At 57.6% G+C, this 14,289-nt stretch carries 12 protein-coding genes; 7 read left to right on the forward strand and 5 right to left on the reverse strand.

The window, feature by feature from the left end:
* Positions 1 to 266: 266 nt before the first annotated feature.
* Together BLP10_RS05545 and BLP10_RS05550 are read left to right on the forward strand one after the other, a co-directional pair.
* Entirely contained in the window at positions 267 to 1,445 is a 1,179-nt protein-coding gene (locus tag BLP10_RS05545; RefSeq protein WP_091132113.1) for a fumarylacetoacetate hydrolase family protein, read from the forward strand.
* A 333-nt stretch (positions 1,446 to 1,778) separates the two neighbouring features.
* Complete coding sequence (locus BLP10_RS05550) at positions 1,779 to 2,546, forward strand: CYTH domain-containing protein (RefSeq protein WP_091131405.1); 768 nt, start codon at positions 1,779 to 1,781, stop codon at positions 2,544 to 2,546.
* A 42-nt stretch (positions 2,547 to 2,588) separates the two neighbouring features.
* Here BLP10_RS05550 and BLP10_RS05555 read toward each other — a convergent pair whose 3' ends face one another.
* Genes BLP10_RS05555 through BLP10_RS05565 form a run of 3 tightly spaced genes read right to left on the reverse strand, consistent with a single transcriptional unit; the run spans position 2,589 to position 4,313 of the window.
* Positions 2,589 to 3,440 (reverse strand): lytic transglycosylase domain-containing protein, encoded by an 852-nt coding sequence (locus BLP10_RS05555; RefSeq protein WP_091131409.1) that lies wholly within the window; start codon positions 3,438 to 3,440, stop codon positions 2,589 to 2,591.
* Positions 3,441 to 3,486: 46 nt separating this feature from the next.
* A complete protein-coding gene (locus BLP10_RS05560; protein ID WP_139165437.1) occupies positions 3,487 to 3,963 on the reverse strand; it encodes a hypothetical protein in 477 nt (158 codons plus the stop codon).
* Complete coding sequence (locus BLP10_RS05565) at positions 3,960 to 4,313, reverse strand: DUF6152 family protein (protein ID WP_091131416.1); 354 nt, start codon at positions 4,311 to 4,313, stop codon at positions 3,960 to 3,962. The genes BLP10_RS05560 and BLP10_RS05565 overlap by 4 nt, the downstream gene beginning before the upstream one ends.
* A 185-nt stretch (positions 4,314 to 4,498) precedes the next feature.
* Here BLP10_RS05565 and BLP10_RS05570 point away from each other — a divergent pair, with 185 nt between their 5' ends.
* Together BLP10_RS05570 and BLP10_RS05575 are read left to right on the forward strand one after the other, a co-directional pair.
* Positions 4,499 to 4,798 (forward strand): HlyU family transcriptional regulator, encoded by a 300-nt coding sequence (locus BLP10_RS05570; protein WP_091131418.1) that lies wholly within the window; start codon positions 4,499 to 4,501, stop codon positions 4,796 to 4,798.
* Between the two features lie 149 nt (positions 4,799 to 4,947).
* Positions 4,948 to 6,684: a catalase gene (locus BLP10_RS05575; protein WP_091131421.1), complete on the forward strand. Its 1,737-nt coding sequence runs from the start codon at positions 4,948 to 4,950 to the stop codon at positions 6,682 to 6,684.
* A gap of 30 nt (positions 6,685 to 6,714) precedes the next feature.
* On the opposite strand, the gene BLP10_RS05580 is transcribed toward BLP10_RS05575, so the two are convergent.
* Together BLP10_RS05580 and BLP10_RS05585 are read right to left on the reverse strand one after the other, a co-directional pair.
* Positions 6,715 to 7,596: a YihY/virulence factor BrkB family protein gene (locus BLP10_RS05580; protein ID WP_091131424.1), complete on the reverse strand. Its 882-nt coding sequence runs from the start codon at positions 7,594 to 7,596 to the stop codon at positions 6,715 to 6,717.
* 249 nt (positions 7,597 to 7,845) lie between these two features.
* The gene (locus tag BLP10_RS05585; protein WP_091131425.1) at positions 7,846 to 8,910 is read right to left on the reverse strand and encodes an NAD(P)-dependent alcohol dehydrogenase; all 1,065 of its coding nucleotides are present in this window, start codon (positions 8,908 to 8,910) and stop codon (positions 7,846 to 7,848) included.
* Between the two features lie 528 nt (positions 8,911 to 9,438).
* On the opposite strand from BLP10_RS05585, the gene BLP10_RS05590 reads away from it, so the two are divergent.
* From BLP10_RS05590 to BLP10_RS05600, 3 genes are read left to right on the forward strand one after another with little or no spacing between them, the layout of a single operon-like run.
* Positions 9,439 to 11,385: a PrkA family serine protein kinase gene (locus tag BLP10_RS05590; protein ID WP_091131428.1), complete on the forward strand. Its 1,947-nt coding sequence runs from the start codon at positions 9,439 to 9,441 to the stop codon at positions 11,383 to 11,385.
* 29 nt (positions 11,386 to 11,414) lie between these two features.
* Entirely contained in the window at positions 11,415 to 12,716 is a 1,302-nt protein-coding gene (locus BLP10_RS05595; RefSeq protein WP_091131431.1) for a YeaH/YhbH family protein, read from the forward strand.
* Complete coding sequence (locus BLP10_RS05600; protein WP_091131435.1) at positions 12,713 to 14,257, forward strand: SpoVR family protein; 1,545 nt, start codon at positions 12,713 to 12,715, stop codon at positions 14,255 to 14,257. The genes BLP10_RS05595 and BLP10_RS05600 overlap by 4 nt, the downstream gene beginning before the upstream one ends.
* Positions 14,258 to 14,289 lie beyond the last annotated feature (32 nt).

Genomic DNA, 14,289 nt, shown 5'->3' on the forward strand with positions numbered 1-14,289 from the left:
CTGGATGGACGGGCTGCGGTGCAGGGTTTGGGACATCGGGCTGCGGCGGTGTCGGATTGGGTGTGTCGGACATAGGCAGGCTTCCTTCTTGATCGAAATGCTTCGGTTCGGAACGGAGCACAAACGACCTTTGTTCCGATCTGCTCACCCGTCATGCCGTCTCTGTCTTTTTGTTGGTAGGCTCCAACGCCAAGCTCGCTATATTGGCGCCTAAGAAGGGCAGGAGGCCCTTCAGAGATGGAAGGGAGTGCCAGCCTGTGAACCGCCTGTCCTCATTGAATGCAGCGGATATCCTGCCTGTTGATGGTTATCGTGGAGCTCTTGCGGGCCGCGTCTGGCTGCCAGATATCGGCCCCTGTGTCGTGGCCATCCGAGAGGATGGAGTTTTCGACATCTCCGCTTCCTTCGCGACCATGAGCGAGCTGGCAGCAGCGGAGAACCCGGCGCAGGCGCTGAAAACGGCACAGGGCGAGAGGATCGCCTCGCTCGACGAACTCATGGCCAACACGCCGTCCGACAAGCGCGACACATCCAAGCCCTGGCTCCTGGCACCTGTCGACCTGCAGGTGATCAAGGCGGCCGGCGTGACATTTGCCGTGTCCATGCTGGAGCGCGTCATTGAGGAGCGGGCGCGCGGCGATGCAAGCGCCGCTGCTGCGATCCGGGCGGAAGTCCTGCGTCTGGTTGGCGACGATCTCAGCCGTCTGAAGCCGGGATCGCAGGAAGCCATGGCTTTGAAGGACGTTCTCGTCGCTCAAGGTGCTTGGAGCCAGTACCTCGAAGTCGGCATCGGTCCGGATGCGGAGGTGTTCACCAAGGCGCCGACCTTGTCGGCGGTCGGTGCCTTCATGGACGCTGGACTGCATCCCAAATCCACCTGGAACAATCCTGAGCCGGAAGTGGTGATCGTCGTTACCGCCGACGGCAGGATCGTGGGCGCGAGTCTGGGTAACGACGTGAACCTGCGCGACTTTGAAGGACGGTCGGCACTTCTTCTCTCGAAGGCGAAAGATAACAATGCGTCCTGCGCACTGGGCCCGTTCATTCGCTTCTTCGACGAGAGTTTCAGCCTCGATGACGTTCGCAGTACCAATGTTACGTTGACTGTGGAAGGCGAGGATGGCTTCAAGCTCGAAGGCTCGTCATCGATTACGAAGATCAGCCGCGACCCTGAGGATCTCGTTGCGCAGACACTCGGCCCCCACCATCAATACCCCGATGGGTTCGCTCTTTTCCTCGGCACCATGTTCGCGCCGACGCAGGACCGTAACGAACCTGGCATGGGGTTTACGCACAAGACCGGCGACATCGTCACGATCGCAGCACCAAAACTTGGAAAGCTCGTGAACCGCATGAAGCCGAGTTCGGAATGTGAGCCCTGGACCTTCGGCCTCACGGCATTCATGAGAAACCTTGCTGGGCGCGGCCTGCTGAGAACTCACTAACATTACATGAGGCGCATGCGTTTCGCATGCGCCTCATGATGATTATCATTTGTCACACGTCGACTTTTCACTGACGAATTAACCCCGTTTGCAAAACCCCGGAAGCTTCCTGGGTATTCCATTGAAGTTTGCCTTCCGAACGCCATCATAAGCGAGCACAAAGTGGTGTTGGCCTAAAGAGATCAAGTGAGTGTCACGCCAGAATGTAGTTTTGTGGCGAGTCATGCTGACTAAGCATGCAGGCTATGAATCGAAACTTCATTCTGTTGAACATTGACGCAACGAGTTCTAAGGGCAGCAAGAGTTTACGCGCATTGTACCAGAGAGCTTAAAATGGTTGCTTACAGACGTTATCTCATTGCCTCGTCGCTTGCGCGCTTGATCAGGAAGGAAAGAGGCGGCAATCGCATTGCCGAAGGCCACTTTCCGAACCAAGCCGATCGAAGCTCCTTCGTCATCGTGGACGGCGACAAGGGAAGTCTCGTTCTGGTTCATGCAGGACCCAACGGGCCGACCGAAGAGCGGACGGAAGTGCCGCGCGCTCATGCGGAAGCCTTGCTCGATGTGACACCGGGAAAGATCGACTATCTGATGACGCATCTGACGGTCGGTACACGCGATGTGCAGATCGCTCGGTTCGTTACGCCAGGTCCTCTCGATATGATCGCGGTATCCTTCGAGAGCGAGGAAGAGGCTCGGGATTTCCGTCCTCTCTCCTGGTTCGGTCCAGACGTCACTTCGGATGCGGCCTATCAGAACCGCGCGATCGCGCTCAACGGCGCACCGCAGGTGCCCGAGGTTCCGCTGACGAATGCAGCGCTCAACAGCCTGCTCGATACGCTTGAGAACCGCTACAGCACTGGCCGTTCCTATGCGCCACAGCAGCAGCAGACCAGGAACGCCGATATCGAGATCGTCGAAGGTGCAGCATCCACGGCACCGTCCGAGAGGGGCGCGCCTGCCGCACAAGGCCGTGCATCGGCGCAGGCGCCGCAAGTATCGACCGATGTCGAGATCGCCGAGGACGAGAACAGCGATCTCAGCATCGAGGACAATGTCATCAGGGAGCTGGCGCGCTCCCTCCGGCCTCAGAGGCGATAAGAGTTGAACAAGGCCCGGATCGAAAGTTCCGGGCCTTTTCCGTTAGCTCGGCAGGACGATGCAGCTGCCGCCGAGAGACCGAATTTTTTGGCAAAGCTCTTCTGCGCCTTTGCGTGACTCAGCAGGAGCCCGCACGCGATAGAACGTTCTCGTCCCCCGGTAACGCAGCCTCGTTCCAATGATCATGGGGCGCGTATCCTGAAGCACCGATGCATAAGCGGAACTGGCGCGCCTGTATGACGACAGGGCTTTCGACTTTGAGAAATTGCCGGCCAGCTGGACGCCCCACGGTGCAAAAGGCGCTTCAATCTCATCTCTCCGCCCCGGTCGACGCAGGACCGCTACGATCTGCTGGCAGCTTTCCGTTCCTGTCTTCGTTTCGCTCCGCTCCTGCTGATCGGAGGCGTTCTTGCGATCGGCTGCCCAATCTTCAACGTCCCGCCCTGTAATCGCGGCGACATAGTTTCTGGTCTCGAAGGGGAGGCTCCCACGGCCCTCGAGCCATGAGGATACGCGCGCGGGGCCACCATTATAGGCTGCTGCTGCAAGGCCCAAATTCCCGAAACGTACGGAAAGGTCCGCAATCAGCTCGGCTGCTTTCGGGATAGCCTGTTCCGGATCGAACGGGTCCACGAGACCGCGCTCCTTCGCCGTCCCCGGCATGAATTGCGCAATGCCCTGAGCCCCTGCCGGGCTGACCACGCCGGTGCGGAACGAGCTTTCCTGCCAGATGAGCTTCGTCAAAAAGTCGCGCGGAATATCCCGCTGCTGCGCAGCCCCTTCGATGAGGCGGCATAACGCCTGCTCAACCGTTTCGCCGGAATTGCCCGTTGAAGCCAAGGCGGCTCCACAGACAAAGAGAAACCCGCAGAGTGACGTTAGCCAGACGCGCATGCCACATCCCGTCAAAACAGCTTTGTACCGTGAGAAGAGTAGAAGCCTAGAGATAGGCGATCATTCGGCCCGCCAAGAGGGTGGCGATCCATGCAATCAGCGAAATGAGAGCATAGGTTCGCGCCTCTGGGGGCAATGAGCCTGCACGAAGATTAATATTGAAGCGGGCATGAAACAGGGCAACGTTGACGAGCCCGATGGCAATGAAGGCGAGCTTCGCGAAAAAGGCAGGGTTCGTGCCCAACGCTCGGGCCTCGACTGCGAGGAGAAGAACGCCGGTAGGGATTTGCAGCGCAACTCCTGCCGCCGCGAGAGGAATGGCATAGCGGCCGACCTGCTGAGCGTTCTTTCCATGTTCGGCAAGAACCTTCAGATCGAAGACTGCGATGCTGCCCACAACGAAGGCTGCTCCCAAAACATGAAGGAGATTGGCAATGGTATAAAGCCATGCCGAATGACGCCCGGTATGGCCAAGCCAGGATGCTTCAAGTGCAGCGAGCATGTCGAGATACATGGACGTCAACGAAGCTCGAAGATTCTGCCGCCGACGCTGATCCGCTCTGCTCTCATCTCATTGTCGACCTGGGTGGAAGGATAACCTTCAATCGTCACCTGCGTGCCAGGCTTGAGCATTTCGGGCGAGAGCCCACGGGCGTTCATGCGAAACGGCGGCGCCAGAACCGCCTCCCAGTTCCTGTTGTCATGCGTGACGGCAACCGTCACGTGAGGGTTCTGCCAGTTGGCTTCCCTGACTGAGCTGTTGATGGAAATCTGCTTGGAGGCGTCATAGCTACCCCAGCCGTGGTGAGCCAAGGCCATTCCTCCGGTCAGGAGTGAACAGGACAGAGCGAAGGTGAACAGAGGATGCTTCATGGTGAAACCCCTGCATCTGAACAACAAGGTCAGGGTTTACTCGAAGAGCAGAGCCGTCAAGACACTCAGCCTGATTTCTTGGGCCAGATCAGAGAGTTGTGATCGATTGCAACAGGGTTGACCCTGCCGGCGCCTCCAGGGATATGCTGGCGTCTGACGAATCATTCAGTTGTTCCGGTGGTGTCATGGCTTCCTTCTTCAGTAATCTTTGGACCCGTTTTGCCGGGGCGGGCGAGCGTGACGATGCAGGCAAATCTGCAGCCGAAGCTGTGGAATACAAAGGCTTCCGCATCCGTCCCGATCCTTACCCTTCCAGGGGGCAGTTTCAAACAGCCGGGACAATCGAGAAGGATTTCGAGGCTGGCGTGAAGGAATATCGCTTCGTGCGGGCGGAGACGCATCCCAGCAAGGCCGATGCAACAGCCTTCGCCATCGTCAAAGGCAGACAGATCATCGACGAGCAGGGCGAGCGTATGTTCGACTGATCGGGAGTGGGTGTAGCAAACCCCCTTCTCCTATTTCCTTTCCTGCCTCCTGCATCAGGTATCCCTTTCATTCGAAGCTGCGAACCAGCGGCGGTGCCGCGTGTTGGCTCGTAGCCCAAGCATTGTCCGCATCGGAAAGGGAGAACCAGATGGCCAACAAGTCAAAAGAACCCAAGACTGGAAAGTCACAAGCGTCCGGGGCCCCGGATCAGGTTCTGACGAACCGGCAGGGACATCCCATCGCCAATAATCAGTCGCAGCGCACCGTCGGTGCGCGCGGTCCGGCAACGCTGGAAAACTATCAGTTCCTAGAAAAGATCACCCATTTCGACCGTGAGAGGATCCCCGAGCGAGTGGTTCATGCTCGCGGTTTCGTCTGTTACGGAGAGTTCGAAGCCACCGGCAAGATCGGCGACGAACCTGCCTCCAAATACACTCGTGCCAAGCTGTTCCAGGAAGCCGGCAAGAAGACGCCGCTCGCGATCCGGTTCTCGACCGTGATCGGCGGACGCGATTCTTCGGAAGTGGCGCGTGACCCACGCGGCTTTGCCGTGAAGTTCTATACGGAGGATGGAAACTGGGATCTGGTCGGAAACAACTTGGCCGTTTTCTTCATCCGTGATGCCATCAAGTTTCCGGATGTGATCCATTCCCTCAAGCCTGACCCGGTCACGTTCCGCCAGGAGCCGAACCGCATCTTCGACTTCATGAGCCAGACGCCTGAATCCATGCACATGCTGACGCACCTGTTCAGCCCGCGTGGCATTCCGGCCAGCTACCGGCATATGGAGGGTTTTGGCGTCAACACCTACAAGATGGTCAATGCCCAGGGCGATACGGTGCTGGTGAAGTATCACTTCCACCCACGCTGCGGCCTGGCGAGTCTGACGGCAGATGAGGCAGCCAAAGTGCAGGGTCAGGATCTCGGCTCGGCTTCCAAGGACCTATTCGAGGCCATTGAAAGGGGCGAGCACCCGCAATGGGACATGTATGTCCAGATCATGGAAGACCATGATCACCCGGAGCTCGACTGGGACCCCCTGGACGATACCAAGATCTGGCCGGAGAAGGATTTCCCCCTGCGCCATGTCGGCGTGATGACGCTCAACCGCAATGTTCAGGATCATTTCAATGAGAACGAACAAATCGCCATGGGTACGGGCGTGCTGGTGGACGGGCTCGACTTCTCCGACGACAAGATGCTGGTGGGACGTACCTTCTCTTATTCGGATACCCAACGCTATCGGGTCGGCACCAACTATCTGCAATTGCCCGTAAACCATGCGAAGAATGCCAAAGTCGCCACAAATCTGAACGGCGGGCAGATGTCGTATCGCCGCGATCTCGCTCCCGGGCAGAACCCGCATGTGAACTATGAGCCTTCGATCCATAACGGATTGCACGAGTCTTCCCGTGAGGAGCCGAATAACCCTCCGGAGGTTCGCGGGCGTTTGACCCGCAGTGTCATCGAGCGCCGGAACGACTACATCCATGCACGCGGACGCTATTGCACCATGATGGACTGGGAGCGGGACGACCTTGTTCTCAACATGGGCACTTTGCTCGGGCAATGCGAACGCGATGTGCAGGAACGCATGGTCTGGCACCTTCTGATGGTCCATGACGATTACGGCAAGCGGGTCGGGGATATGATTGGCGTCACGGCGGACGACGTCCGCAACATGCCGCCACTGCCGAAGCAGGTTCTGACGGACGATGAAAAGCGCCGGTTGCAGAATCTTGGCAACAACGGCGACAAGATCGATCCAACCGTGTGGGGCCAGTGGACCAGCTCGGTGAAGAACTACAAGGCCTCGGCCGAAGAGGTTTTGGGCGGAATGCGCAACGTGCCCACGACTCCCGCAACTCGCCAGGCGGCTGAATGAAAAGCATAGGTTGAGATCAAGCGAGCCGGTTCAAAGCCGGCTCGTTTTCTCTGGGGTGCCGCCCCTCGTCCCGCTCTGGCTTCCACGACTTTCGGCATAGGCTTTCGTGAATTCTGCGCCGAACAGCAGGATCAGAGACGAATAATAAATCCAGAGCAGAATCGTGATGATGGACGCCGCCGCACCATAGCTTGAGGCGATGTTGCTCTTGCCGAGGTAATACCCGATCAGAAACTTTCCGAGCGTGAAAAGGAGCGCCGTCACCAGAGAACCGGTCCAAACATCACCCCATGTAATATTCACGTTCGGCAAGAGCTTGAAAATCATGGCAAAAAGGAACGTTGCGATCACGAAGGCAACGAGGCTGTTGAGAAAGCGCAGGATCGCTGTCGCGCCGGAAAAGTTGGGTTCGATATAGGCTCCAACAGCGGACAAGCCGGCATCGATGATCAGCGAGACGAGGAGCAGAAAGCCGATCCCTAGAACCAGGGCGAAGCTGACCAGTCGTGTTCTGAAGAAGTTGATGACTCCGGAGGTCTCTGGCGGTTTCACCTTCCAGATGATGTTCAAATTGTCCTGCAGTTCGATGACTGCGCCGGTAACCAGAAGCAGGAAAGTGACAATACCGACCGTCGTTCCGACGATGCCCGATCCAACATTGCTGGCACTGGCAATCATGCCTTCCAAAGTAGAGGCCTCATTCGTCCCGATCAGGCCCCCGAGTTCCCCGACGATGGCGCCCTGCGCTGCTTCTCTCCCGAAGGCAAGGCCTGCGACGGCAATAGCTGCGAGCAACATGGGAGCTAAGGAAAAGACCGTGAAGAATGCGATCGACGCCCCTAGACTCATGGCGCGATCGTTCCACCACCCTTCGAATGCAGTCTTGAGAAGCCGCCCTGTTTCGGAGAACATTCCCTACGCCGTTTCCTGCCGCCGACATCGACGATGTGGGCCTGTATTGCCTTGGCCGTTAACCGGCAGGAACCTTGTCTTGTTCCTGGGGTAACCGAGGCCATTTCATGGGGCGATGACGGCCGATATGAAGACGAGATAACCCTCCGCCGGCTGCGATAAAGGCGACAGCGAGGGCCGAGCGACCGCACGGCCGCGGCAAGCCGAATTCGTTCTCCGTTTGCCGCGACCGCTTAGGGTGATCGAGGCTTAAGCGGCGGCTTCCTGCTTCAGCGAGGCCATATCGATCACGAAGCGATACTTGACGTCGCTCTTGAGCATCCGCTCGTAGGCTTCGTTGATCTTCTGGATCGGGATCATCTCGATCTCGGACGTAATCCTGTGCTGAGCACAGAAATTGAGCATCTCCTGCGTCTCGGCAATACCGCCGATCAGGGAGCCGGCAAGCTGGCGCCGTTTCATGATGAGGTTGAACACGGTGGTGGCCGGGTGAGGTTCGGCAGGGGCGCCGACCAGCACCATGGCGCCGTCCCGGGCGAGAAGCACGAGATAGGAATCGAGATCGTGCGGGGCTGCGACGGTATCGAGGATGAAGTTGAAGCTATTTAGGTGGGCCGCCATGGCTTCCTTGTCCTTGGATACCACCACCTCGTGCGCGCCGAGCGCCAAGGCGTCCTCTCGCTTGTTGGGTGAGGTGGTGAACAGCACTACGTGCGCGCCCATGGCTCGGGCGAGCTTGACGGCCATATGCCCGAGGCCACCGAGCCCAACGACGCCGACCTTGTGTCCGGCTTGAACGCGCCAGCGGCGGAGAGGAGAATAGGTGGTGATGCCGGCACAGAGAAGCGGGGCCGCAGCAGCAGGATCGAGATTGTCAGGAACGCGCAGGACAAAGCTCTCATCCACCACGATCACATCGGAATAGCCGCCATAAGTGTTGGCGCCGGTGCCCTGCTCAGGACCATTGTAGGTGCCGGTAAACCCGACCTCGCAATATTGCTCGAGGCCTTCCCGGCAACTGCTGCAGGTCCGGCAGGAATCCACCATGCAGCCAACGCCGACAAGATCGTCGACTTTGAATTTTTGAACTCCATCTCCGACCCGAGTGACTCTGCCCACGATTTCGTGACCAGGCAGGCTGGGATAGAGCGAGCCGCCCCATTCGCTGCGAACGGTGTGAAGATCGGAATGGCAGACACCGCAGTAGAGAATTTCAATCTGAACATCTTTCTCGCGGGGCTCACGGCGCTCGAAGCTGAAAGGGGCGAGCGGCGTCGTTGCGTCCTGGGCGGCATAACCGAATGCTTTAATCACGGGATTCTCCGTTGCAGGGTAAGAGGTCTGGCAGGTGTCAGCCTTCTGCTGCAGCAGACCATAGGTTAGGCGAGTGCCTCGTCAATGAGTGCGGCGTTTGACCGGCCATGAACTTGAAGGGATTGGGCTATCATCCGCGTTTGTAACAATACATCATCAAAATTTATTCTGTGTGCTTCTGGTTTTCACCGTCTGACGAACTACCTCTTTAATGAAGGTCCTGGTGAGCTAGAGAGCAGATGCTGCTTCGAGGAGGCGGCAACGCGGCACATCAGAAATCGGTGCTCAAAAGAAACTTTAACTTGCCGTGCTAGCGGCAATCCGCGAGGCTAGGTAGGAAAGACGGTTCGCTAACGACAAGGATGCTTCCTTGCAGATCCAGGCGTCCTGATCGTATCGCGCAAGCCGCAGATGTCGAGGAGGGGAACTGCCATAGGCCGTTCTGACGCATCATCGCACCACATGGTTTGGGCAACCTTAGCGGTGCAGAATCGTTGTCTCTGAGAGGGATCTGATTTCGGTGGCGCCATGCATCACTCCGACGACCTGTTCTCGAGTTTTCTGAAATCTTACGAGAGCCGCCGCGAGGCGGAGATGTCCCTTGCGGAATACCTAGAAGGGTGCCGCGACAACCCCATGATGTATGCCAGCGCTCCAGAGCGCATTCTGGCGGCGATCGGCGAGCCGGAACTCGTCGATACGTCGAGGGATGCGCGCTATGGACGCATCTTCATGAACCGAACGATCCGCGTCTATCCGGCTTTCTCCGAATTCTACGGCATGGAAGAAACGATCGAGATGATCGTGAGCTTCTTTCGTCATGCAGCGCAGGGCCTCGAAGAGCGCAAGCAGATCCTCTACCTTCTTGGCCCTGTGGGAGGCGGCAAGTCCTCCCTTGCCGAGCGTCTCAAGGCGCTGATGGAAGTGCATCCTATTTACGTGCTCAAGGCAGGAGACGAGATCAGCCCTGTTTTCGAGAGTCCGTTGGGGCTGTTCGATCCAGAGCAGATGGGCGCTACGCTGGAGGAGCGGTATGGAATTCCTACCCGCCGGCTGACCAATCTTCTCAGCCCTTGGGCCATCAAGCGACTTGATGAGTTTCGAGGCGATATTTCCAAGTTCCGAGTCGCTAAGATCAATCCGTCGCGCCTGCGCCAGATTGCCATTGCCAAGACAGAACCGGGTGATGAGAACAACCAAGATATCTCATCCCTTGTCGGCAAGGTGGATATCCGCAAGCTCGAGACCCTCTCTCAGGCCGATCCAGATGCTTACAGCTATTCAGGAGGCCTCAACCGAGCCAATCAGGGCATTCTTGAATTCGTCGAGATGTTCAAGGCCCCGATCAAGATGCTTCATCCACTCCTGACGGCGACGCAGGAAGGAAATTATGTAGGGACGGAGAATATCGGCTCCATCCCATTCACCGGAATCATCTTGGCGCATTCCAACGAAGCCGAGTGGCAGAGCTTCAAATCAAATAAAAACAACGAGGCGTTCATTGATCGCATTTATGTGATCAAGGTTCCCTACTGCTTGCGGGTCACCGAAGAGCAGAAAATCTACGAGAAGCTGATCCGCAGCTCTGAACTCGCGAATGCCCCATGTGCCCCCGCTACGCTGGAGATGCTGGCAAGGTTCTCGGTTCTGTCGCGCTTGCGCGCTCATGAGAACTCCAACTTCTACTCGAAGATGCGGGTCTACGATGGCGAGAGTCTTCGCGAGGTCGACCCGCGCGCGCGTAGCCTGCAGGAATATAAGGACGCGGCCGGTGTAGACGAAGGGATGGACGGAATCTCGACCCGCTTTGCGTTCAAGGTTCTAGCGGCGACCTTCAACCATGACACGATCGAGGTGGCAGCCGATCCGGTTCACCTCATGTATGTGCTCGAACAATCGCTCCGCCGCGAGCAGCTGCCGCAGGATGTCGAAAGGCGTTATCTCGAGTTCATCAAAGGTGAACTCGCACCGCGATACGCCGACTTCATCGGCCATGAGATCCAGAAGGCCTATCTCGAATCCTATCACGATTATGGTCAGAACCTGTTCGATCGCTATGTGTCCTATGCCGATGCATGGATCGAAGATCAGGACTTCAAGGACCCGGATACGGGCCAGCTTCTCAACCGTGAACTTCTGAACCAGGAACTCACAAAGATCGAGAAGCCGGCCGGAATCGCGAATCCGAAAGACTTCCGTAACGAGGTGGTGAAATTCTCATTGCGAGCGCGGGCCAGCAACAACGGGCGCAATCCCTCCTGGACGAGCTATGAGAAGATTCGCGACGTTATCGAGCGACGCATGTTCTCGCAGGTGGAGGAGCTTCTCCCCGTTATCAGCTTCGGCTCGAAGAAGGATAGCGAGTCCGAAAAGAAGCACGGCGAGTTCGTGAAGAGGATGATGGAGAGAGGCTATACCGAGCGGCAGGTGCGGCGCTTGGTGGAATGGTACATGCGTGTGAAGCAGGCGGGCTGACAGAAAGCGGAGGCAGAGCAGGCGTTCCTATGTACATCATCGACAGACGCCTCAATCCCGGCGGCAAGAGTCTTGCCAATCGCCAGCGTTTTCTTCGCCGTGCCAAAGCGCAAATTCAGCGGGCCGTGCGCCAGACGGCGGGAGAACGCGACATCACCGATCTCGAAAGAGGAGGAGAAGTCACGATTCCCGCGGATGGTGTGCGGGAGCCCAGCTTCCGCCGCTCAGGCGAAGGTGGCGTGAACGATCACATTCTTCCGGGCAACAAGCGATTTGTCGAAGGCGACACAATTGATCGGCCTCCAGGCGGAGGTGGCGGAGGTTCCTCGGCCGGAAACAGCGGCGAGGGGGAGGATGACTTTCGATTCGCCCTGAGCCGTGAGGAATTCATCGACCTCTTTCTCGAGGATCTTGAGCTTCCCGATCTCGCCAAGCGACGCTTGGCGACGGTCGAGGTGCAGGGCATGCGGCGAGCTGGCTATTCCGTCACTGGATCGCCCGTCAATCTGGCGCTGTTGCGCTCCATGCGAAACGCCCTGTCCCGGCGGATCGCCATGCGGCGCCCGAAACCTGGCGACCTGCTGAAGCTCGAAGAGGAGATCGCGTTTCTCGAGAAAGATGGTGAAAGCGACAAGCTGCTGGAACTGAGGCAGAAACTGGAGGAGTTGCAGCAGCGGACACGGCGCTTTCCATACATCGACCCTCTGGATCTCCGCTATCGCCGGTTCGAGCCTGTCTCCCGGCCCGTGGCTCAAGCGGTCATGTTCTGCCTCATGGACGTGTCCGGTTCCATGACAGAGCATATGAAGGATCTCGCCAAGCGGTTCTACATGCTGCTCTATATTTTCCTGACCCGTCGCTACAAGCACGTAGAGATCGTCTTCATCCGCCACACTCATGAGGCGAAGGAAGTGGACGAGGACACATTCTTCCATTCTCCGGAAACAGGCGGCACCGTGGTCTCTTCCGCCTTGCGTGAGATGGAACGGATTGTCACGGAGCGCTATCCGCCGGAGAACTGGAATATCTATGCCGCACAGGCATCGGACGGAGACAATTCGCCCAATGACGGAGCGACGAGTGCGACCCTGTTGAGGGATGTGATCCTGCCGGCCTGCCAATACTATGCCTATCTCGAGGTGGGCAGCGATCATGACCGGATGCAGGCAGGGTTCATCAACCATAAGACAGCCCTATGGCAGACATATGAGACGCTGCAGGACGATGGCTCCAACATCGCCATGCGCAAGGTCAACCACCGCCGGGAGATCTATCCCGTCTTCCGCGAGCTGTTTCGCCGCCGCGATGCTGTCGAGGCGAAGATACCATGAGCTTGATACGGGAAGACATGCTGCTCTTTCATGGAGCGGACTGGGATTTCGGCGCAATCCAGCGTGTCTACGACGCCATCGAGAGGATCGCCCTCGGCGAACTGGGGCTTGATGTCTACCCTAATCAGATCGAGGTGATCACGGCTGAGCAGATGCTGGATGCCTATGCGTCTATCGGCATGCCGCTATTCTACAAGCACTGGTCGTTCGGTAAGCATTTCGCCACGCATGAGTCTGGTTACAGACAGGGCCTTATGGGCCTGGCCTATGAAATCGTCATCAATTCGAATCCGTGCATCTCCTATGTCATGGAGGAGAACTCGGCGACGATGCAGACTTTGGTGATCGCCCATGCGGCTTTTGGCCATAACCATTTCTTCAAGAACAATTACCTGTTCAAGGAATGGACTGACGCCGATGGCATCCTCGATTATCTGGAGTTTGCCAAAAGCTACATCTCCCGTTGCGAGGAGCGCTATGGGCAGAACGCTGTCGAGAAGGTACTCGATGCAGCTCACGCTCTCATGTCGCACGGGGTGCACCGCTATCCGCGCAAGAAGCGGCCGGATCTTCGCTCGGAAGAGCGGCGAGAGCGCGAACGGCAGATCCACCAGGAGCAGACCTTCAATGATCTATGGCGGACACTTCCCTCCAAGGGCAAGGCTCCCAAGTCTGCCTTGAGTGACGAACGCCGGCGAGCTCTTCTGGAACTGCCCCAGGAGAACATCCTTTATTTCCTTGAGAAATCCGCGCCCCGCCTCCAGCCTTGGCAGCGTGAGATCCTGCGTATCGTTCGACAGATTGCGCAGTATTTCTATCCGCAGCGTCAGACCAAAGTCATGAATGAGGGATGCGCGACTTATTGCCATTACCGCATCATGACCCGCCTTCATGAGACGAGGCAGATCAGCGACGGAGCCTTTCTGGAATTCCTCCAGTCCCACACCAATGTCACGCGTCAGCCGGAATACGACGATCCGCATTTTGGCGGCATCAATCCTTACGCTCTAGGTTTCGGAATGATGCAGGACATCGAGCGTATCTGCACGCAGCCGACTGCCGAGGACCGGGAGTGGTTTCCTGACATTGCAGGCTGCGACGACGCGATGGGCGTTCTGCGCGATGTGTGGACGAATTATCGGGATGAGAGCTTCATCTCCCAGTTCTTGAGTCCGCAATTGATGCGGCAATGGCGCTTGTTCCACTTGCTGGATGATCCGGATCGGCCCGAGCTGCTTGTCGAAGCCATTCACGACGAGCGGGGATACCGGCGCGTGCGCCGCGCGCTGTCCCGCCAATACGATGTAGGCTGGAGCGATCCGGACATCCAGGTGGCCGACGTGGATCTTGCCGGCGACCGGCGTCTCATTCTTCATCATCATGTCCTCAACCGGAAGCTGCTGCATAAGGACGATGCGCAACGTGTCCTCCAGATGATCGCGAACCTATGGGGCTATGATGTCGTGCTCAAAGAGGTGGAAGCCTCGACAGGCGCCATCTTCCAGGAACATGTGTCTCACCCGCATGAGACACTCTTCTGAGTTCTCATGACGTAAAAAAGCCTACGACTCGT

Source organism: Microvirga guangxiensis, assembly GCF_900102135.1.
In the GTDB taxonomy this organism is placed as follows: domain Bacteria; phylum Pseudomonadota; class Alphaproteobacteria; order Rhizobiales; family Beijerinckiaceae; genus Microvirga; species Microvirga guangxiensis.

Excerpts from the sequence above, each read along its gene's own strand:
- BLP10_RS05550 (WP_091131405.1), top strand. The coding sequence starts at position 1,779 with ATGGTTGCTTACAGACGTTATCTCATTGCCTCGTCGCTTGCGCGCTTG.
- BLP10_RS05555 (WP_091131409.1), bottom strand. The coding sequence starts at position 3,440 with ATGCGCGTCTGGCTAACGTCACTCTGCGGGTTTCTCTTTGTCTGTGGA.
- BLP10_RS05565 (WP_091131416.1), bottom strand. The coding sequence starts at position 4,313 with ATGAAGCATCCTCTGTTCACCTTCGCTCTGTCCTGTTCACTCCTGACC.
- BLP10_RS05570 (WP_091131418.1), top strand. The coding sequence starts at position 4,499 with ATGGCTTCCTTCTTCAGTAATCTTTGGACCCGTTTTGCCGGGGCGGGC.
- BLP10_RS05575 (WP_091131421.1), top strand. The coding sequence starts at position 4,948 with ATGGCCAACAAGTCAAAAGAACCCAAGACTGGAAAGTCACAAGCGTCC.
- BLP10_RS05580 (WP_091131424.1), bottom strand. The coding sequence starts at position 7,596 with ATGTTCTCCGAAACAGGGCGGCTTCTCAAGACTGCATTCGAAGGGTGG.
- BLP10_RS05590 (WP_091131428.1), top strand. The coding sequence starts at position 9,439 with ATGCATCACTCCGACGACCTGTTCTCGAGTTTTCTGAAATCTTACGAG.
- BLP10_RS05595 (WP_091131431.1), top strand. The coding sequence starts at position 11,415 with ATGTACATCATCGACAGACGCCTCAATCCCGGCGGCAAGAGTCTTGCC.
- BLP10_RS05600 (WP_091131435.1), top strand. The coding sequence starts at position 12,713 with ATGAGCTTGATACGGGAAGACATGCTGCTCTTTCATGGAGCGGACTGG.